Genomic DNA, 18,641 nt, shown 5'->3' on the forward strand with positions numbered 1-18,641 from the left:
GGTCTGCTGACACCGGTTGCAGCAGATGTGATGAGGACCAGGCATGGGATCGTTTTTAGCACCGACGACAGCAGCCGCGCTCGAGCGGCTTCTGGCGCTGCACACGGATGCCGGCAGCTCGCCCCTGGACCGGCTGCGCGCCATCCGCTCGCTGCAGGCCTCCCTCGATCAAGATCCGGCAACGCTGGTCGCTGTGCGCGCTGCGCTCGCCGCCGACACATCGTGGGAGCAGGTCGCCGATGCCACCGGGCTCAAACCCCCGGCGGCCAGATGGCGTTGGGGCGGCACCGACGATGAGATCAGCGCCCGCCTTGAAGCTGGCCGCAAACGCTCCGCGCGGCCGAGCAGTGTGCCCACCGACCTCCCAGGTCTGTCCGTCGCTGAGGCGGCAGCCGAACGTGGGGTGAGTGCCCAGGCCATCTACCTGCAGGTGCGTCGCGGTACCTTGGTCAGCCGCACGGTGACCCTGCCGGACGGCCGCAGCTACAAGCGAGTGTTCCCCGCCGCCGCGACTGGACCCGATGCCAGCCACGACCGAAGTGTCGACCTCAAGGGAGATGTCCCACAATGACCACCACCCTCACGATTGACCGCCGCGTCGACCGGGTGCACGTTCAGCTCGACCGGCCCGACGTGCGCAATGCCATCGACCAGACCATGATCGACGAGCTGCACGCCGTCTGCGCCGAACTCGAACAGCAGCCGCGGATCCTCATCATCAGCGGTGCAAATGGTGTTTTTGCCTCGGGCGCTGATATCGCCCAGCTGCGCGAACGTCGCCGCGACGACGCGCTGCGTGGAATCAACTCTGCCCTGTTCTCGCGCATCGCACAGCTGCCGATGCCCGTGATCGCCGCGATCGACGGCTGGGCGCTCGGCGGCGGAGCCGAACTCGCCTACGCGGCCGACTTTCGCATCGCCTCAACGAGCGCCCGGCTCGGCAACCCGGAGACAACACTCGGCATCCTGCCCGCAGCCGGTGCGCTCTGGCGCCTCGCCGAGCTCGTCGGCGAGCCGGTGGCCAAGGAGATCATACTGGCCGGACGCATCCTGAGCGCCTCCGAATGCCTCGCGGTACACCTGGTCACCGAGGTACACGACCCCGATGACCTGCTCGCCGCCGCTCACGCACTGGCCGACCGGATCGCCGCCCAAGACCCGCTGGCGACCAGGCTTGCCAAGGAGGTCTTCCACGCTCCGCGGGCCGCGCATCCGCTGGTCGATGACGTCGCCCAGTCGATCCTGTTCGAGTCCGAGGCAAAATTCACCAGAATGGATGCGTTCCTCGCCCGTCGAAAGCGCTAGCCCTTCCGTGAAAGCGCGTACAGGGTTGCTTCAGCAGCCATGACGCAAGCCATTACGTGCTTGGGGAAGAAGTTTCCTGACTACGCCATGGCTGGTTCGTGATTGGATGAAGTCGGTGCGATGGTGGACTTACCCGCCCGCACTCATTGGGGGACCTCATGACACTGGTGAATAGTTCGGCGCCAACCCGCCCGAGGGATGTTGTTGCAGCTCTGACCCTGTGGCTGCCGGTTCTGGCGGTGATCGTCACCTGGTTGCTCTGGATCGATCGCCTGCCCGACGTGCTGCCGCGGCAGTGGGGGCGCGACGGTACAGTCAGTTCAACGATGCCCACGTGGGCCATGGCCGTGGTTGCCCTCGTGGTGAGCCTGGGTGCGGCGATTCTGACCACCTACTGGCTACGCGAGCGCGGTGCGCCGAATCGGCGTCAGGCGTACCTCGGACTCGGCCTCGCCGCCGGGTTGTCATCGTGCCTGTGGCTGACCACGGCCGGTATCACGATTGCCTCCGGCGGCGCGGAACCCGACTGGGGTGCTTGGCTGCTGTTCACCTATACCGCCTGCGGCTATGGTGCGCTGCCGTTCCTGATCGCCCATAAGTGGGTTGTTCCGGCGTCCGTGGCTGAACCCGTCGATGCGATGGCCGAGACGACCGCCGAGACGACCGCCGAGACGACCGCAGTCGACCTCACCGCCACCTGGACCCAGCTCGTGACAAGTCCGGTCATGGCCGTCATCGGCGGACTCATCGTGCTTGGCGGAATCATCGGTGTGATCGCGGTGTTCGGCGCGGACGGTCAGGCCTCTTCGGTGGGCGCCGGTGTCATGACGATGGTGATTGTCGGGCTGATCCTGGTGATGACTCTCGCCTGTGCGCAGGTGCGGGTGAGCGTGGATCAGCGGGGGCTCCGCGTCGTGTCTCGGTTGCTGGGCATCCGTTTGAAGCAGGTGTCGCTCGATCAGGTGGAGTCGGCTTTCGCCGACACGGTGAGCCCGCTGCGATCCGGTGGCTGGGGGTACCGCCTGACGGGCGGGCGCACGGCAGTGGTCCTGCGCGGCGGGCCTGCACTCGTGGTGAACCTGCGTCGCGGTAACCAATTCGCTGTCACGGTCGACGACCCGCAAACCGGCGCAGCCCTGCTGACCGCCCTGGGCGCCGAGAATCCGTCGGCGCACTAGCTTCTGGGTTCACCAGGGGAAGGCAGGTCCAGTTTCTCCGCTGGGCCCGGGACCTGGAGGTCACGGCGGGAGCTAGGGAGCTGGGGAGCTAGGGGGGTAGGGAGCTCGGGCGTCGGGGTGGCCAGGCGGGCCACCTCGTAACCGCCGGCAGAGTAGAGCGTCGTGAATGCCACCCCGGGGTGCAGCGCCTCACCCACGACCTGCGCCGACGTCCACTCGGCGGGCAGACCTCCGGCCACAAGGTCGATCACGAGATAGTCCGGCAGGGGGTTCGTGTTGCCGAGCCAGAAGACATCCGTTCGTTCCACGAGATAGTTCATCAACCCAATATCTGATTCGACCCGGGCGCCGTCTGGCACGACCCGCAGAGCGGCGGTCGCAGCGATGCTGCGATCCATTGAAAAATTGCCCGCCGCATCCGTCAGTGTGAACAAGGGTAGCGTCGTGGCGAGCACGAGGGCGGCGGCAATCGAAACGGATGCTGCCTGCCGCCCGTATGCGCGCAGCCAACGTCGTCGGCTGCCGCGCGCGAGCGCGATACCGTCGAGCGCGGCGGCGAATACGATCGGCATGAGCACGGCGCTGTACTGCCAGGTCGGCCCCCAATAGCCCGAATTATCGGATAGAAATCGCCAAGCCAGGGTCGGCAACAGCACGAGCGCGAGCGGCGAACGCACCGCGATAACGCCGCCGGCCACGAGGATCAGCGCGAGAGTCACGCCTTTCTGAGGCTGAAACAGCGACGCCGGGTCACCCATGATTTTGAGCAGGTCGATGCTGCTCGAATATGCCCAGGCCCCATTCGGGTTGAGCAGCGGCAGGATGACCAGGCTGGCTAGGGCGAACCAGCCTACGCCCCAGACCGCCAACCACACCCCGAGCGGATTCCGGCTGCGTACGGCCAGGACGATGCCCAGCGCGGCCACGGTCAGTCCGAGGTCTTCCTTCACGAACACGAGCGGCATCGCCCAGAGCAGGCAGGTTACCCACTTTTGCCCAAGAAAGGCCGTCAGAGACAGCGCCAGCAACGGAACGGCGAAGGCGATCTCGTGGAACTGCGCCGCGACCGCGGCTTGCAGACCAAAGCTGAACGCAAACGCCAACCCGAACAGAGTGCCGGTGCGCGACCCCAGCAGTCGAATGGCGGCGTAAGTCAGGGCTGCCGCGGCGATCCCCAACATCGCATTCTGCACCACCAGTAGGGTGAAAGCGTGCGGAAAGATAGCGAAAATCGGGCCGAGTACCACCAGAAGCGGATGAAAGTGGTCACCGAGCAGGTTGAAACTCTCGCCCTTGATCGTGACGAGAGGCGCCTCGACTGTCGCGTACTGCCGGGCCAGCTGCGTGAAGATTCCGAGGTCCCAGGATGGTGCGGCGAAACTGCGCCATTGCAGGTGCGAGAACACGGTGTACAGCGCGGTCGTCACGAGCCCGACACCTACCGGAAGCACGAACGGTCCGAGCGCGCGCCGCAATTCAGGCCGTCGCCGACCGCCGCCCATTCCCCTCATCCGACCACGCTAATGCACCCCTGGCTGTTCCTGTAGCGGTACGGGACCTATGGCCCTGGATAACCGACGATGCAGGCGGCACACTGAGAGCGCGCCACCTCGGTTCGTGGGCAGCTGGCCACCACAAACGCCTCTGGCGCCTGACAGTACCGCAAAAACTAACCTGTTTTTCCCTGTGGAACTACAGGTCGGCCAGCAGAGTGACCGGGTTTTCGATGCAGCGAGCCACATAGGTGAGAAACCCGGCCGCGGTCGTGCCGTCGCAGACGCGGTGATCGAACACCATCGACAGTTCAACGACGGTGCGCACCGCGAGTGCGCGGTCGACCACCCACGATCGCTCGATCATGCGGCCGATACCGAGGATCGCCGCCTCCGGGTGGTTGATGATCGCCGCCGAACCGTCGACACCGAGCGACCCGAAGTTGTTCAGGGTGAACGTTCCACCGGTGAGCGCGCTCGGCGGGAACGTGCCGTCTGGCGAGTGCGCCACGAGCTCGGCGAGGGAATCGCGCAACTGCCGTGTCGTCATCGCGTGCGCGCCGTGGATCACCGGAACCATCAGCCCGCGCGAGGTTTGCGCCGCAATGCCGAGGTTCACGGCTCCGTGTTGCAAAATCTCCTGGCTTGCGGTGTCGACCGAGGAGTTGAGCAGCGGAAACTGTCGCAACCCGGCGACGACGAAACGCGCGATGAGCGCCGTCACGCTGAACCGCTCGCCGGTCACTGCCAGCAATTGATCGCGGGCGGTGAACAATGCCGTTGCGTCGACGTCGAGCCAGATTGTCGCCTCGGGAATCTCCCGCCGCGACGTCGTCAACCGCGCGGAGACGGCCTTGCGCAGGCCGGTGATGGGAATGCGGATGTCGGCACTCACATCGGCCGGTTGGACGGCGTTGCGGGCAGGCGTCGCGCGGGCAGTCAGGTCGCAAATATAGTCGTCGACGTCTGTACGCAGCACCAGGTTGTTCTGCCCGGTGCCGGCGAGCATGCTCGCATCGAAGCCGTTGTCGCGGGCGAGTCGACGCACGATCGGCGAGACGACGGGGGAGCGGCGGGCTGGGTCCGGCACGTCGGTCATAACGGATGCCGTGGGCGTAGTCCGCGCCGCGGCCACCGGGAGAGTCGGCGCGGGCAAAGCCGAGGCATCCGCTGGAAATACGCGGGTATCGCGGGACGTACTTATGCCGCCGAAACGTCCGGCGGCCACCGTGCGCGCCGGCCGGGTACTCTCCGTCGTGCCGTAGCCGACCAGTACGGCGCCGGAGCCTTCGGACGCGGTGGCGGCGGTCGCTGCGGCAACCGGAACGTCTGGAACGCCTGGAACGTCTGGAACGTCCACAGCCTCGGCGGCGTCAGCCACGGTCAGTAAGACCTCCCCGGCGTGGATGATCTGCCCTGGGTCACCGAACAGGCTGGCCACGACACCGCCGTATGGTGAGGGCAGTTCCACGATCGATTTCGCCGATTCGACCTCGACCACGGCCTGATCGATGACAATCGTGTCGCCGGGAGCGACCAGCCAGGCCACGATCTCGGCCTCGGTGAGGCCCTCGCCGAGGTCGGGCAGCCGAAATTCGCGGCCCATCAGGACCACTCCCAGGTCGATAGTGCGGCAAGAATGCGGTCCGGGGTCGGCAAGTAGTACTCCTCGAGTTTGGGTGACGGGTAGGGAATGTCGAAACCGGTGACGCGCAGAATGGGTGCGGCCAGATAGTAGAAATTGCGTTCGGTCAGGCGAGCGGCGACCTCGGCGCCATAGCCGCCGAATTGGGCGGCTTCGTGCACGATGCACGCGCGGCCGGTCTTTTGAACGGATGCCCCGACCGTCTCGTCGTCAAAAGGCGAGAGCGAACGCAGATCGATGACCTCGATCGAGAGCCCCTCAGTGACAGCTTGCGCGGCCGTGGCAAGGGCCGTTTTCACGGTCGGACCGTAGGCGATGAGTGTGACGTCGGTGCCGGCCCGCAGCACGACCGCCCGGTCCAGCGGCTCGGTCTGCACCGGCAAGGCGACAGAAGCCTTGCTCCAGTACCGGCTCTTCGGTTCCATGAAAATGACCGGGTCATCGCTTGCTATGGCGCCCCGCAGCATGGAATAGGCGTCGGCCGGGTTCGACGGGCTCACCACGGTCAGTCCGGGCGTAGCCGTCCAGTAGGCCTCGGAAGAATCGGAGTGGTGTTCGACCCCGCCGATGTCGCCGGCGTAGGGAATGCGGATGACGATGGGTAGCTGGATTTTGCCGCGCGTTCGATTGCGCATCTTGGCCACGTGCGACACGATCTGTTGAAACGCCGGGTAGCTGAACGCGTCGAACTGCATCTCTACGACGGGGCGCAGGCCGTACATGGCCATGCCGATCGCGGTTCCGACGATGCCGGCTTCGGCCAGTGGGGAGTCGCTCACCCGGGTTTCACCGAATTCGGCGTAGAGCCCGTCGGTGACTCGAAAGACGCCGCCGAGCGGGCCGATGTCTTCGCCGAACAGCACGACCGTCGGATCATCGACCATGGCATCGTGAATGGCGGCGTTGAGCGCGGCGGCCATGGTGAGGGTTTCTGGCGCGCGTACCGCGGTGCCGGTCTGCAGGGGCTGGTTTGGGCTCATCGGGTGCTCTTTTCACGAGCAACAACGGATGCCACAGCGTCGCCGTCGAGTTCGGCCGCCAGAAAGGCGCGTTGCTCCGCCAAGGCGGTGCGCGGGGTGGAGTAGACGTGCTCGAACAGTTCCAGCGGGTCGACCACCGCCTGCTCGGTCATGCAGTCCCGGGTCGTGGCGGCGAGCTCCTCGGCGGCCGCCAGGATCGAAGCACGCACCTCATCGGTCAGGGCGCCCTGCGCGACGAGGTATTTTTCCAGACGTTCGATCGGGTCTCGGTGGCGCCACAGGTCGACGTCGGCCGCCTTTCGATAGCGCGTGGGGTCATCCGAGTTGGTGTGTGCTTCGATGCGGTAGGTGAGGCCCTCGATCAGGGTCGGACCGCCGCCGCTGCGAGCGCGGTCCATCGCGGCCGAGATGACGGCGTACATAGCCGCAACGTCGTTGCCGTCGACGTAATAGCCGGGCATGCCGTAGCCGATCGCCTTGTCGGCGATGGTGCGGCAGGCCATCTGCTTGTCGAGGGGCACGCTGATGGCGAACTGGTTGTTCTGCACGACGAAGACGACGGGAGCCTGCCAGACGGCCGCGAAATTGAACGCCTCGTGGGCGTCACCCTCGCTCGTGGCGCCGTCACCGAGCAGTGTCAGCGCCACGGTGTCGTGGCGTTTAAGCTTCGCTGCGGTCGCCAGACCGACGGCGTGGAGCGCCTGAGTGGCCAGCGGGGTGGCTTGTGGGGCGATGCGGTGCGTGTGATAGTCGTAGCCGCTGTGCCAGTCCCCGCGGAATGAGGCGAGGATATCTTTCGGCTCGACGCCCCGGGTGAGCAGCGCGATACTGTCGCGGTAGGTCGGAAACAGCCAGTCCTGCGGGTCGAGCGCGGCGACCGCGGCGATCTCACAGGCTTCCTGGCCGAGCGCGGAGGGGTACGTGGCGAGGCGACCCTGCCGGGTGAGGGCGGTGACCTGTACGTCGAAACGGCGGGCGATGACCATCTGCCGGTACAGACTGAGCAGGGTGCCCACGGCCGGCAGGGTGAATCCGCCGCTCTCGTTGTGCGGGACCGTGTGGCCGAGGTCGTCGATCAAACGCAGTGGTGGCGCCGGTGGCATGGTGGTCATGATCGGGTTCTCGACATTGAGGCTCATGAGGCAATGGTGCGCCTTTACGCCAGCCCGCACCCAGCTTTTTTGCAGTTGTGAACGATTGGCCGTGCACCTGCACGACAGCGACCAAACGTCATTGCTGAAGTGTGTTTCAGTGCCAAGCGTCCGGGGCGGTTCCGGGCGTGTGCCCTACGATCTCGTCGAGGATGAGATGCGACCGGGTCGAGATCACCCCGGGCATGCTGTGGATGTCGCGAAGAATGGCCTGGCTGAGCTGTTCGTGGTCGGGAGCGCTCACGGTGAGAATGATGTCGATGTCCCCGCTCACTGCCTGCGCCTTCTCGACGAAGGGGAGTTCGGCCAGCTGCGCGGCGATATCGCCCCAGGCCACGTCAGCGATCTTCACGATGACGAGAGCCGACACATTGAGGCCGAGGGCCTTGCGGTTGGTCTGGGCGCCGAAACCGGTGATCACACGATGGCTGATGAGCTTCTGCACCCGGGTGTGTGCGGCGGTGCGGGAGATGTGCACCTGCAGGGCCAGCTGGCGAATGGAGAGTCTGGCGTCCCGGCTGAGCTCGGCGATGATCTGGCGATCAACGCCATCGAGTCCGGGGTGGGGTGTCTGCGGCTGCGTCATTGGACCCTCAGGCTACCGGCGTCGATGCGGGCGGTACCGGCGCGGGCGGCATCGATCCGCGCAGCGCGGATTTGCGCAGCAGGCGCAGGTAGTGATTCTTCGGCCAATGTCGTATCAGGCGCGGCAGCCGCGGATAGACCAGGCGGATGCCGCGCAGCACCAGGTCAAAGCTGCGCCGCTGCCGCGTCGACCAGGGCAGGTCGAAGAGCACCCGAACGTGCGGAGGCAGCAGTCCGGCGGTCATCAGGCGGACCACGGGCAAGGCGGCGCGATACCAGAGCGGTGCAGTGCGCGAATGCAACAGTTCGTGCGCGACGGCGCGGGTGGCGGCATCCGTTGTCAACAGGGCGAGCTGCTCGTTCCAATAGAGTCGAAACGCCGCGCGGTCGGTCGGGCACAGCCCGGGCGGCACCTGCAGCGACGTGCCGAGGCGAGAGTATTCGCGGTAGACCTTATCGGCTGCCTGGTCGTCGAGCGCACCGAAGAGCAGGCCGTGCAGGTGAGTGGCCGATTCGTACAGCGTCGCGGCGACCCAGAGCTGGAGCTCGGGGGTGAACGCGTTGTACCCGGGTGTCGTGCCCCTTGAATGCACGGGACCGTGCGCGTGGTTGACCCGCGCCGCCATGGTGGCGGCCAGCTCCGCATCGCCGAAGACGATGGCGTAGACGTAGCTGAGCGTGCCGTTCAGTCGATCGAGGGGACGATCGGCGAAATGACTGTGATCGGCGACGCCGTGACCGATGGCCGGATTGGCCAGCTGTAGCAAAATGGCGCGGCCTCCGGCGGCAATCAGGATGCCCTCACCAGCGACCCCCATCAGGCTCGGGGCTATCCTGCGGGAATGACCTATGCGCACAGCTACCTCCCGATAAACACGCAGAACCCCGTGACACGCTGAGTGTATTCGGTCGGCCTGCATGCAGGCTTCGTCCGAATGCCCAATGAGGGGAAGATAAATTCTTGCCTTCCCGGGAATACGACCGAGTTCTATGCACTTGCATGTATCTGAGGGCGTCAATTCCTGGGCCCACACACTGGAGGAGATTTTTTATGAGCGAGAGCACCACAACGAGCATCCCCGGCTTCAAGGCCGGAACCTGGACCATCGACAAGACCCACAGCTCGGTGAGCTTCAGCATTCGCCACATTGTCATCAGCAAGGTCAAGGGCACCTTCGAAGACTTCGACGCCACCTTCGTGACCGGCGAAAACCCGCTCGAGACGAGCGTCACCGCCTCGGCCAAGGTCGTCTCCATCAACACCAACGAGCCAAGCCGCGACGGTCACCTGCGCACCGGGGACTTCTTCGACGCCGAGACGTACCCGACCATCGACTTCGTGTCGACCGGTGTGCGCGAAGTCAAGGGCGACTACCTCGTCGACGGCAACATCACCATCAAGGGCGTCACCAAGCCGGCCACCTTCGAGCTCGAGTTCGGCGGCTTCGGCGGCGACCCCTACGGAAACTACAAGTTCGGTGCCACGGCCAAGACCGAAGTCAACCGCGAAGACTTCGGCCTCACCTACAACGCCGCCCTCGAAACCGGCGGCATGCTGCTGGGCGACAAGGTCACCATCACGCTCGAACTGCAGGCTGCGCTCAACGCGTAACCGGTATTTTGTCGGTCAGGGCCCCACCTCGGTGGGGCCCTGTGTCGTTAAGAATCCACGACTCCGGGGTGAGACAGAAACGAATGTCATTCCCTTCGTGACGCGCTGGTTTCGAACTGCGCCGCGCTGCGCTTGCTGAAGTTCAGACCGGGCGGGTATCCTCGCCATCAAGCCACAGCTCGACAGTCTCGTCGTGGTGTACGCCATCTGTGCCGACATGTTTGTCGCTGATCGTGGCACCATTCTTGATGACATAGACCAGGGCTATGGCGTGGCCGCGACCCAGCCCGTAGTCGGCCTTGAGCCAGTCGACGATGACGCCGGCCTTCGTGGTTGGTGCGTCGAGACCGCGTTCGTGCGCGAGGGCGACCAGCGCGCGCGGCGTGAACCCAGTCTTTTCTTCGATCACGGTGAGGTAAGCCTGAAATGACATGAGGTCTCCTGACGTCGAGGCGCGCACTCGTTAGTATGCCGGAGACAGCACTGCGGGGCTAGGGTGAAATAACGCCCGCACACTAATCCCGGTGCGTAACGTGCCTAAGACCGTGCGAAACGAGCTTGAGATCACCGTTCCAGTCACTAGAACAATGGTCTAATCAAACGAGGAGATTCCCGTGTTCACCCTGAACGACCTGAAGATTCCGATTCTCGCGGCCCCCATGGCCGGCGGCGCCTCAACGCCCAACCTCGTGGTCGCTGCAAGCGACGCTGGCAGTCTCGGTTTTCTGGCGGGCGGCTACAAAACCCCCCAGGCGCTGGCCGAGCAGGTCATCGAGGTGCAGCGACGCACCGAGAATGCCTTCGGCGTCAACCTGTTCGTACCGCAGCCGCCCCTGACCGACCGGGCCGCCGTTCTGGCCTATCGAGATGCACTGGCAGACGAATATACAACTGCGTTTTCCGAGATTGTCGCCGAGGACGACGATGGGTTCACCGAGAAGGTAGCCGTGGTCATCGAGCATCAGGTTCCGGTGGTCTCCTTCACCTTCGGACTGCCTCCCGCCGATGTGGTGGCACGGATGCACGCAGCCGGGTCATACCTGGTCGCCACGGTCACCTCGGTCCCGGAAGCTCTGCAAGCGGTCGAGCGTGGAGTCGACGCACTCTGCGTGCAGGGCCCGGAAGCCGGCGGACACCGGGCGACCTTCCAGACGCAAGACGAACCGGGCACCCTGGCATTGGGCGCGCTGGTGACCGCGATTCGTGCGGAGGTGACACTGCCCCTGATCGCGGCGGGCGGCATCCACTCGGGGGAGCAGATCGCCGCGTTGCTGGCGACCGGTGCCGAGGCCGTTCAGCTGGGCACGGCCGTTCTGCGCACCGACGAATCGGGCGCAACCCAGGCCCACAAAGACGCGCTGGTCCAATCGCGATTCACCGAGACGGTAATCACCCGCGCTTTCTCGGGCCGTCCGGCGCGCGCCCTGCTGAACGCCTTCATCATCAACCACGGCAATACCGCACCGAGTGAGTACCCCCAGGTGCATCACCTCACCAAGGGTCTTCGAGCGGATGCTGCCCGCCGCGGTGACGCCGACGGGCTCGCCCTCTGGGCCGGCACCGGGTATCGCGCTGCGACTGCGGGCTCTGTCCAGTCTGTTCTTGAGGCCCTCTGGGTTGACGCAACGGCGCTGATCGCTCGTCCTTGATCGGGATCCGGTTCAGCGGATGAGCCGTGGCTGCACTGGGCTGACCCGCCGCCTCGGGGTAGCGGCACGCGGGCTGCGCCGCGCTGATTGGTCAGGCGGCAGGGTTTTCCGACAGTGTCATGCTGCTTCGGGGGAGACGGTCGCGGATCAGCAGAACGACGGTGATCCCGACCACGGCACCGATCAGGGTTTCCAAACCGCGGTCAGCGAGCAGGGCCATCGGGTCGACCGGGCTGGCGAGTTGGGTCATCAGCAGTATCACGGGCGTGAAGAAAATGAGGGCGAGACCGTAATGGCGCACCATGAATAGTTCCGCCGGAAATTGCAGGGCCATGACGAGGATAACCAGTACGGTCGTGCCGGGATGCAGAAGCAGGACACCAGCCGTCACGCCCAGACCGGCATAGGTCCCGAATACGCGATGGATGCCTCGCTGCACCCGGCTGGGAAGATCGACCGGCGAGGGGAACGGCCGCAGCGGCCATAGCCCAATAGGCGTGCCCGATTCCCAGAAGCAGGCCGAGAGCACCGGCGGCTGCAACGGCGACGATATAACGCGTGGCGTGCATGCCCGCCTTCGAGAGCCATGGTCCGGAGCGAGGTTCGATAGTGCGTCTCGCCGTGGAATCCCAGGTGCGGTTTCTCAACCAGCCGGTGAAGCCGACCAGCAGGGAAAAGAGTGCGGACGCGGCGCAGATCAGCGCGGCGGCCCACAGTGGAATGGCCGGGGGGATCGATGCGCAGGCTCCCAACGCAAAAATGCCAAAGAACGGCCCGGCGGGTCTGAGCTTTATTTTGTCGGCTACGAGTGAACCAAGTCCGGCCAGGAGCGCCTCGATACAGACCAGTCCCCAGGCCTGAACGTGAGTGATGGACAGAGCCACACCGACAGTCACCCCGGTCAGCAGTAACGCCGCGGCCTGGGCCTGGTGCACCAACCGAAGCTGATGGGTTTCACCGCGGCCGTACGTGCCCGTGAAGGCACCGAAAACGGCATAGATGGTCAGTTCGGGGTGGCCAAAAATCAGCAGGACCAGTACGGGGACGGTGACCCCCAGACCGACGCGAAGCGCCGGCCAGTGGTCATTGACCGCGGGTGGGACGCTGACGAGCGCGCGCAGGTGGAACAGGACCGGGCGCACAAGTCTCACGGCCTTTCGAACAGAACAATGGTGGCGCGGCGTAAACAGCAGAACCCGGTTGGCTGGTTGTACGCCCGACTGCTGCGCTCACCCCCAGTCTGTCCCGCTTTGCCCCGCCGGTCCAAGACTGGAATTCAACCAGTCGATAACCAGAAATTATCAATCAGCCTGGGGCGTCGTGGGCGCGTCGGGCGCGACCGACGAAAGTTCCCGATCGAACAGCTCACCCAGGGAAAGCCGCGTTGCAACGGCCGCGAACGCCCGTGCGGTCACCGAACCAGGCGACGCCGGACTTATTGCCGCAGCGACGCGCGCGGTGGCGACGGGATCGACCAGTGGCACAATGCGGGTCCGCGATGACGGTGTGATGGTTTGCACCCACGAATGTGGCACGATGCTGGCCCCCTGGCCCGTCTTCATGTGCGCGTGGAGAGAGGCGATCGAGTCCGTCTCCACCTGCGGCTCCATCCGAATCTGGTTCTGGCTGAAGGCATCGTCGATCACCTGTCTGCTGCGCATTTCCGTCGTCAAGACAGCGAGGGGGAGCGCAGAGGCCTGACGCCAGGTCATTGTTTCTGAAATCTCCGGAAGGAGTTCGTCGGAGGCGATGAGAACGTAGCGTTCCTCATATAACGGTATGAACAAGAGTCGCGGGTCTTCCCCGTCATTGAGATAGGTGACGCCGGCATCCAGCTCGAAATTACGCAATCGCCGACCAATCTCGACCGCGGACAGGCCCGACGTGATCTGCACCCTGGCCAACGGATGCGCAGCACAGAACGCGGCAACCACCAGCGCGACCGTGGTCGAGGCACTCGGTACAACACCCAGCTTCAACACTCCGGTCACTCCGGACTGGACGGCCTGCACCTCCGCCTTGAAAGCGTCGTGTTCGGCGAGGATTCGTTTGGCCCAAATCACCAAGCGTTCGCCCTCCGGCGTCAGCTCCTCAAAGGTATGACCACGATTGATCAAAGAAACATTGAGTTCCTGTTCCAATCTGTTGATTGCCGCGGAGAGGGCAGGCTGGGAAACCTGGCATGCGGCGGCCGCACGAGCGAAGTGCCGTTCCCGGGCCACAGCGACAAAATATTCGAGCTGGCGAAAACGCACAGGCTCTCCTTTCACGTTGGTAATCAGTGCGGCGTGTACCCCAAGGTAGGCTCGTTTCGACAGGGTGTGCAGCAACCGCCCTGGGGTAGATCAGCGTCGATCGGCGCGAAACAACTTTCTGGCCGCCAGTCCAAGCAGATCGCACGACAAGAAATGGTTCTCCTTTGCGCAAAATGAATATGTCCCGGGCAAGAAAGCTCTCGGTTGCCGTCACGGCGCTGCTGGCCCTCGCCAGCGGATTTGCGGGCGTCAGCGCCGTGGCCGCGAGTCAGCCGAACAGCCACGTGCAGCCCCAGGCAGCGGTCGCCGGCGAAACCTACGTTATCGGTACCGACACGACCTTCGCACCGTTTGAGTACCGCAAAGACGGTGAACTGACCGGCATCGACATGGACTTGATTCGGGACATCGCTGCTAACCAGGGCTTCACCGTTGAGATCAAGTCGCTCGGCTTCGACGCCGCGCTGCAGGCGTTACAGTCCAATCAGGTGGACGGCGTCATTGCCGGAATGTCGATCACCGACGAGCGCAAGCTGGTGTTCGATTTCTCCGACCCGTACTTCGACTCCGGTGTGCAGATGGCTGTCGCTGAGGACAACACCGAAATCACCGGTTACGCCGACCTGGCCGGTGAAACCGTCGTTGCCAAACGCGGCAGCGAGGGTGAGACCTTCGCCAACTCGATCAAAGACGAGTACGGCTTCACCGTCAAGGCCCTGGCCGACTCGGCCACGATGTACGACGACGTCAAGGCTGGCAACTCTGTCGCCGTCTTCGATGACTACCCGGTGCTCGCCTACGGCATCAATCAGAACAACGGGCTCAAGTCGGTCACCGAGAAGGAACAGGGCAGTTCCTACGGCTTCGCTGTCAACAAGGGCCAGAACCCCGAGCTGCTTGCTGCCTTCAATACCGGTCTGGCCGAGCTGAAAAGCAACGGTGAATACCAGTCCATTCTCGATACGTATCTGAAGCAGCCGGCGCCCGTCGCGGCATCCGGTTTCTTCGGGCTGTTGTCCGACAGCCTGCCGGCCCTCATGAAGGGCCTCGGCCTGACGCTGCTCGCGACCGGGCTGTCGATCGTGGTCGCCCTCGTGCTCGGCGTACTGTTCGGGTTCTTCAAGGTCTCCGAGAGTCGCGTGCTGCGCGGCTTGGCGAGCATCTACGTGAGTATCTTCCGGGGTACCCCGCTGCTCGTGCAGGCGTTCTTCTTCTACTTCGGCCTGCCGCAGCTCACCGGGCAGCCGATCGACGTACTCACCGCCGGTGTACTGACCCTGAGCCTCAATGCCGGCGCCTACATGACCGAGATCGTGCGCGGCGGTATCCAATCGGTCGACCCGGGCCAGACCGAGGCCGGCCGGAGCCTCGGCCTCGGCTACGTCACGACGATGCGACGCGTCGTGCTCCCGCAGGCCGTGAAGATCATGACGCCGTCATTCATCAACCAGTTCGTGATGACGCTGAAGGACACCTCGCTCCTGGCGGTGATCGGCTTCGCCGAGCTCACCTACCAGGGCCAGCAGATTTACGCCGCAAACTTTCGCACCGGTGAGACCCTGCTGATCGTGGCCGCGCTGTACTTCATTGTCATCAATTTGCTCACCATGCTCTCCAACAAGCTCGACAAGAGGTTCAACAAATGAGCACCAGTTCCAATAACACCGCGAGCGTCGGCAGTAAAATCAGTGTCAGGGGACTGCGCAAGTCATTCGGTTCCAACGAGGTGCTCAAGGGCCTCGACGTCGAGATCACCGAGGGCGAGGTCGTCTGTGTCATCGGTCCGTCGGGCTCGGGCAAGTCCACGTTTCTGCGCTGCCTGAACAAGCTCGACGAGCTCAGCGCCGGCACGGTCATCGTCGACGGATTCAACCTCGGCGATAAGACGGTCGACCTCAACGAGGTACGGCAGCACATCGGCATGGTTTTTCAGCACTTCAACCTGTTTCCGCACATGACGGTGTTGCAGAACATCATGTTGGCCCCGGTTGAGTTGAAGAAGGAATCCAAGGTGGATGCCCGCGCCACCGCCCTCACACTGCTCGACCGGGTGGGCCTCGCCGACAAAGCAGACGCCCGTCCCGGCCAGCTTTCCGGCGGCCAGAAGCAGCGTGTCGCCATCGCCCGGTCGCTCGCTGTGAACCCCGACATCATGCTCTTCGACGAGGCCACGAGCGCCCTCGACCCGGAGATGGTCGGCGAAGTGCTGCAGGTCATCCGTGATCTCGCCGCCGAGGGCATGACCATGGTCGTGGTCACCCACGAAATGGGTTTTGCCCGCGAAGTCGCCGACCGGGTCATCTTCATGGCCGACGGGGTCATCGTCGAAGAGGGTACCCCGGCCGAGCTGTTCGGCAACCCGCAACAGGAACGCACGCAGGACTTCCTCGCCAAGGTGCTGTAGCTTCAGCGCACCCCATTTCGATGGCCGCTACGGTAACCCCCGGAGTGCACACCGAAGTGCGGCGCACCTACTCGATGGATACTGCATCCACGGTGCGCGCAGCATCCGCTCCTGCGAGGGAAGCTCAGGCGCGGTCGCCGACGATTTCTTCGCGCACCCGGCGCAGGTCTTCCATGAGCGATCCGATCAGAATCCAGTGGTCAGGGTGCGGCGTCACGATCCGCAGCGGCGCGGTCAGGGCGAGCACGTCGGGCGCGGCCGGCTCCGGCACAGACGCACGGTCACCGTCGGCGCGGGCGAGTAAGCCCAGGTCGTGCGCCGCCCGGGCGAGTTCCTGAGAGAAAGCCTGAACGGTGGGCTCGAACTGCAGGGAGGGGTCGTAGTGGTCGTGCAGTGCACGAGTCATGCCGATTGCGCGGGTCACGAGAGTCGGCAGTCGCTCGATCATGTCGTGGTCGGCGTCGAGGGCCACTCGCAGCTTGGCCTTGCGAGGGTTGAGCATGAGGCTCTCCTCGGCCTGCGCGATGGCCTTCTCCGCCGACGCGAGCATGGGGCGCAGCAGCCGGGCCTTGATCATCAATTCCATCAGGTCGATCGGGCTCTGTGGGGTGCGCAGCGCCTGCGCAATGCGGTCGAAGGTATCGGCCAGCTCGCGAGCCAGCAGCCCGACAGCGTCGCGGGCGGGTGCAATCAATACCGGGGGAACGATGAGGGCATTGATGACCAGGGCGATTCCGGCGCCGATGAACGTCTCGAAGATGCGATCGAGGGCGTACCCGGGTGTCGTGGCGCCGAGGGCGAGAACGAGCATGGCGCTGATGGGAATCTGGCTAGCCGAGGACGGGGAGAGGCGCAGAGCCCAGGCAACGAACAGGCTGACCATAATCGTGCCGAGCACGACCCAGCTGGACTCGCCGAGGAAGAAACCGATCGTGGAGGCGATGATGACGCCGCCGATGACGCCCGCGGTGCGTTCGATCGCTCGCCCGAGGGTCTGGTTGACGCTCGGCTGCACCACGAGCAGGGCAGCGATCGCAGCAAAGATCGGCAGGTCGCTCGGCAACAGCAGTTGGGAGGTGACCCAGGCCAGGGCGACGGCGACGGCCACCTTGACGACCTGCAGCAGCGGGAGTCGTTTGGAGATGCGCAGGGCCGAGGTTAGTTTCACTGGTCAAGGGTAACCCGGGCCGGGTCAGTCAAGCGGATGCCGGCGCATCCGCTTTCACGGTGTACCGATTTGGCACGCCGAGAAACCGGGCATAGTCCTGCGCGGCCCGGCCGAAGCCCCGCCGGGTTTTCGCCGCCCGAGTGCGGGCGGTGGCCGAGGCCGGGTCCTCGAACAGTGCCGCCTCGGTGGTCAGGCCGGACGCCGTGATCTTCTTGCGCCACGTTCCGACGACGCGACCATTCGTGACCATGAGCGGCAGAAAGATGCCGTTCAGTCCGGGCACGACCCGAACCAGCTCGTTCGCGGAGATCACGTGGCTGCGATCGCGATACCCGAGTAGGTACTCGTCGAACCCGGGCAGCGCGAGCACCGGCGTGTGCTGGGGGAGCGCATCCGTTGTTTCGTCGGCCATGAAGTAGGCAGCTCCGTCGACCTGCACCTCGATCAGTCTGTCCAGCGCCACGGCCAGACCGATTTTGGCGTCGGCCACGGTGAGCTGGGACCACCAGGCGAAGTCGACCAGGGTCGCCGGCCCGTGGCCGAGAAAATAGCGGTACACGAACTCGCCGAGCGCCTCGTCGCGCTCGAGCCGGCGCGGGTTCGGCACCCACTCATCGAGCAGCACGAGACCCTGCTGGGTACCCACCTGTCGGCCCCAGCACAGGGTTCCGGTGAGGGCGAGATGGGCGATCGTATGGTACCCGCGCTGGCCCTCTGTCGACAGTCCCGCCGCGTGCAGCATGCCCATGAATTCGGCGCGGCTGAGCTGCTTGTGTCCGGTCAGGGCGGCGATCGCAGCTTCGCGAGCCCGCTCCAGCACGGCCGGGCCGAGACCGAGTCGCTCGTTGATCGTTCGGGTTTTCGCGAGCAGTCGCGGTGTCGTGAGGCCTTGCATCCAGCCCAGTTCCCGCGCCGGGACAAAATGCAACGTGCCCCGCATCGGCCACGACCGCACGATCTCACCAGTCGAAATGACGGCCTGAAGGTCATGGATCGTCGTGCCGGGGGAGCGCACCCCGAGGGCCCACTGCCCGGCCGGGTAGTCCTGGGCCTGTACCGCGAGCATCCGCTCGGCAACGGCTACCGCACCGGGGAGCGGAACCCCGGCCAGCCCCTGGGCCTGCAGGCGCAGGCGCACGACATCGGCGCGGGAGGCAGCAGTTGGCATGACACCAGTATGCCGACTCCCGCGCCGGGCGTAGCTCACATCAACCGA

Annotated in this window: 18 protein-coding genes; 7 read left to right on the top strand and 11 right to left on the bottom strand. The window is 64.8% G+C overall.

Annotated elements, in window-relative coordinates; translation table 11 throughout:
- Positions 1-43 precede the first annotated feature (43 nt).
- The 3 genes from CXY72_RS17655 (at position 44) to CXY72_RS17665 (ending at position 2,483) form a co-directional block, all read left to right on the top strand.
- The gene (locus CXY72_RS17655; protein WP_104128976.1) at positions 44-571 is read left to right on the top strand and encodes a hypothetical protein; all 528 of its coding nucleotides are present in this window, start codon (positions 44-46) and stop codon (positions 569-571) included.
- Positions 568-1,305: an enoyl-CoA hydratase/isomerase family protein gene (locus tag CXY72_RS17660; protein ID WP_104128977.1), complete on the top strand. Its 738-nt coding sequence runs from the start codon at positions 568-570 to the stop codon at positions 1,303-1,305. Before CXY72_RS17655 ends, CXY72_RS17660 begins: the two co-directional genes overlap by 4 nt.
- Positions 1,306-1,463: 158 nt before the next feature.
- Positions 1,464-2,483: a hypothetical protein gene (locus CXY72_RS17665; RefSeq protein WP_146071229.1), complete on the top strand. Its 1,020-nt coding sequence runs from the start codon at positions 1,464-1,466 to the stop codon at positions 2,481-2,483.
- Here the strand turns inward: CXY72_RS17665 and CXY72_RS17670 are convergent.
- From CXY72_RS17670 to CXY72_RS17695, 6 genes are all read right to left on the bottom strand, one after another.
- Complete coding sequence (locus CXY72_RS17670) at positions 2,480-3,994, bottom strand: DUF2079 domain-containing protein (protein WP_104128979.1); 1,515 nt, start codon at positions 3,992-3,994, stop codon at positions 2,480-2,482. The genes CXY72_RS17665 and CXY72_RS17670 overlap by 4 nt on opposite strands.
- 181 nt (positions 3,995-4,175) lie before the next feature.
- Positions 4,176-5,582 carry a dihydrolipoamide acetyltransferase family protein gene (locus CXY72_RS17675; protein WP_104128980.1) on the bottom strand — a complete coding sequence of 469 codons (1,407 nt, stop codon included), beginning with the start codon at positions 5,580-5,582 and terminating at the stop codon, positions 4,176-4,178.
- Positions 5,582-6,601, bottom strand: coding sequence for an alpha-ketoacid dehydrogenase subunit beta (locus CXY72_RS17680; RefSeq protein WP_104128981.1), 1,020 nt, complete (start codon positions 6,599-6,601; stop codon positions 5,582-5,584). Before CXY72_RS17680 ends, CXY72_RS17675 begins: the two co-directional genes overlap by 1 nt.
- Positions 6,598-7,740, bottom strand: a complete 1,143-nt coding sequence (gene pdhA / locus CXY72_RS17685) for a pyruvate dehydrogenase (acetyl-transferring) E1 component subunit alpha (protein ID WP_199184087.1) — start codon at positions 7,738-7,740, stop codon at positions 6,598-6,600. Before pdhA ends, CXY72_RS17680 begins: the two co-directional genes overlap by 4 nt.
- A 109-nt stretch (positions 7,741-7,849) precedes the next feature.
- Entirely contained in the window at positions 7,850-8,338 is a 489-nt protein-coding gene (locus tag CXY72_RS17690; RefSeq protein WP_104128982.1) for an Lrp/AsnC family transcriptional regulator, read from the bottom strand.
- Between the two features lie 7 nt (positions 8,339-8,345).
- The gene (locus CXY72_RS17695) at positions 8,346-9,194 is read right to left on the bottom strand and encodes an oxygenase MpaB family protein (RefSeq protein ID WP_233197929.1); all 849 of its coding nucleotides are present in this window, start codon (positions 9,192-9,194) and stop codon (positions 8,346-8,348) included.
- A gap of 194 nt (positions 9,195-9,388) precedes the next feature.
- Here CXY72_RS17695 and CXY72_RS17700 point away from each other — a divergent pair, with 194 nt between their 5' ends.
- Positions 9,389-9,949 carry a YceI family protein gene (locus CXY72_RS17700; protein ID WP_104128984.1) on the top strand — a complete coding sequence of 187 codons (561 nt, stop codon included), beginning with the start codon at positions 9,389-9,391 and terminating at the stop codon, positions 9,947-9,949.
- A 142-nt stretch (positions 9,950-10,091) separates the two neighbouring features.
- Here the strand turns inward: CXY72_RS17700 and CXY72_RS17705 are convergent, their stop codons facing one another.
- Positions 10,092-10,382: a DUF4287 domain-containing protein gene (locus CXY72_RS17705; RefSeq protein WP_104128985.1), complete on the bottom strand. Its 291-nt coding sequence runs from the start codon at positions 10,380-10,382 to the stop codon at positions 10,092-10,094.
- A gap of 181 nt (positions 10,383-10,563) precedes the next feature.
- Between CXY72_RS17705 and CXY72_RS17710 the strand changes: the two genes are divergently transcribed.
- Positions 10,564-11,598 (top strand): nitronate monooxygenase family protein, encoded by a 1,035-nt coding sequence (locus CXY72_RS17710; RefSeq protein WP_104128986.1) that lies wholly within the window; start codon positions 10,564-10,566, stop codon positions 11,596-11,598.
- A gap of 91 nt (positions 11,599-11,689) precedes the next feature.
- Here CXY72_RS17710 and CXY72_RS20270 read toward each other — a convergent pair whose 3' ends face one another.
- Positions 11,690-12,139, bottom strand: a complete 450-nt coding sequence (locus CXY72_RS20270) for an FUSC family protein (RefSeq protein WP_233197930.1) — start codon at positions 12,137-12,139, stop codon at positions 11,690-11,692.
- Between the two features lie 760 nt (positions 12,140-12,899).
- Positions 12,900-13,853, bottom strand: a complete 954-nt coding sequence (locus tag CXY72_RS17720; RefSeq protein ID WP_104128987.1) for a LysR family transcriptional regulator — start codon at positions 13,851-13,853, stop codon at positions 12,900-12,902.
- A 173-nt stretch (positions 13,854-14,026) separates the two neighbouring features.
- Here CXY72_RS17720 and CXY72_RS17725 point away from each other — a divergent pair, with 173 nt between their 5' ends.
- Both CXY72_RS17725 and CXY72_RS17730 read left to right on the top strand, forming a co-directional pair.
- Positions 14,027-15,499, top strand: a complete 1,473-nt coding sequence (locus CXY72_RS17725; RefSeq protein ID WP_233197948.1) for an amino acid ABC transporter substrate-binding protein/permease — start codon at positions 14,027-14,029, stop codon at positions 15,497-15,499.
- Entirely contained in the window at positions 15,496-16,257 is a 762-nt protein-coding gene (locus tag CXY72_RS17730; RefSeq protein WP_104128989.1) for an amino acid ABC transporter ATP-binding protein, read from the top strand. Before CXY72_RS17725 ends, CXY72_RS17730 begins: the two co-directional genes overlap by 4 nt.
- A gap of 124 nt (positions 16,258-16,381) precedes the next feature.
- On the opposite strand, the gene CXY72_RS17735 is transcribed toward CXY72_RS17730, so the two are convergent.
- Together CXY72_RS17735 and CXY72_RS17740 are read right to left on the bottom strand one after the other, a co-directional pair.
- Positions 16,382-17,425, bottom strand: a complete 1,044-nt coding sequence (locus CXY72_RS17735) for an aromatic acid exporter family protein (RefSeq protein WP_104128990.1) — start codon at positions 17,423-17,425, stop codon at positions 16,382-16,384.
- A 28-nt stretch (positions 17,426-17,453) separates the two neighbouring features.
- Positions 17,454-18,593, bottom strand: coding sequence for a winged helix DNA-binding domain-containing protein (locus CXY72_RS17740; RefSeq protein WP_104128991.1), 1,140 nt, complete (start codon positions 18,591-18,593; stop codon positions 17,454-17,456).
- Positions 18,594-18,641: the final 48 nt, after the last annotated feature.

It is taken from the genome of Cryobacterium sp. Y57 (genome assembly GCF_002929505.1).
Taxonomy (GTDB): Bacteria; Actinomycetota; Actinomycetes; order Actinomycetales; family Microbacteriaceae; genus Cryobacterium.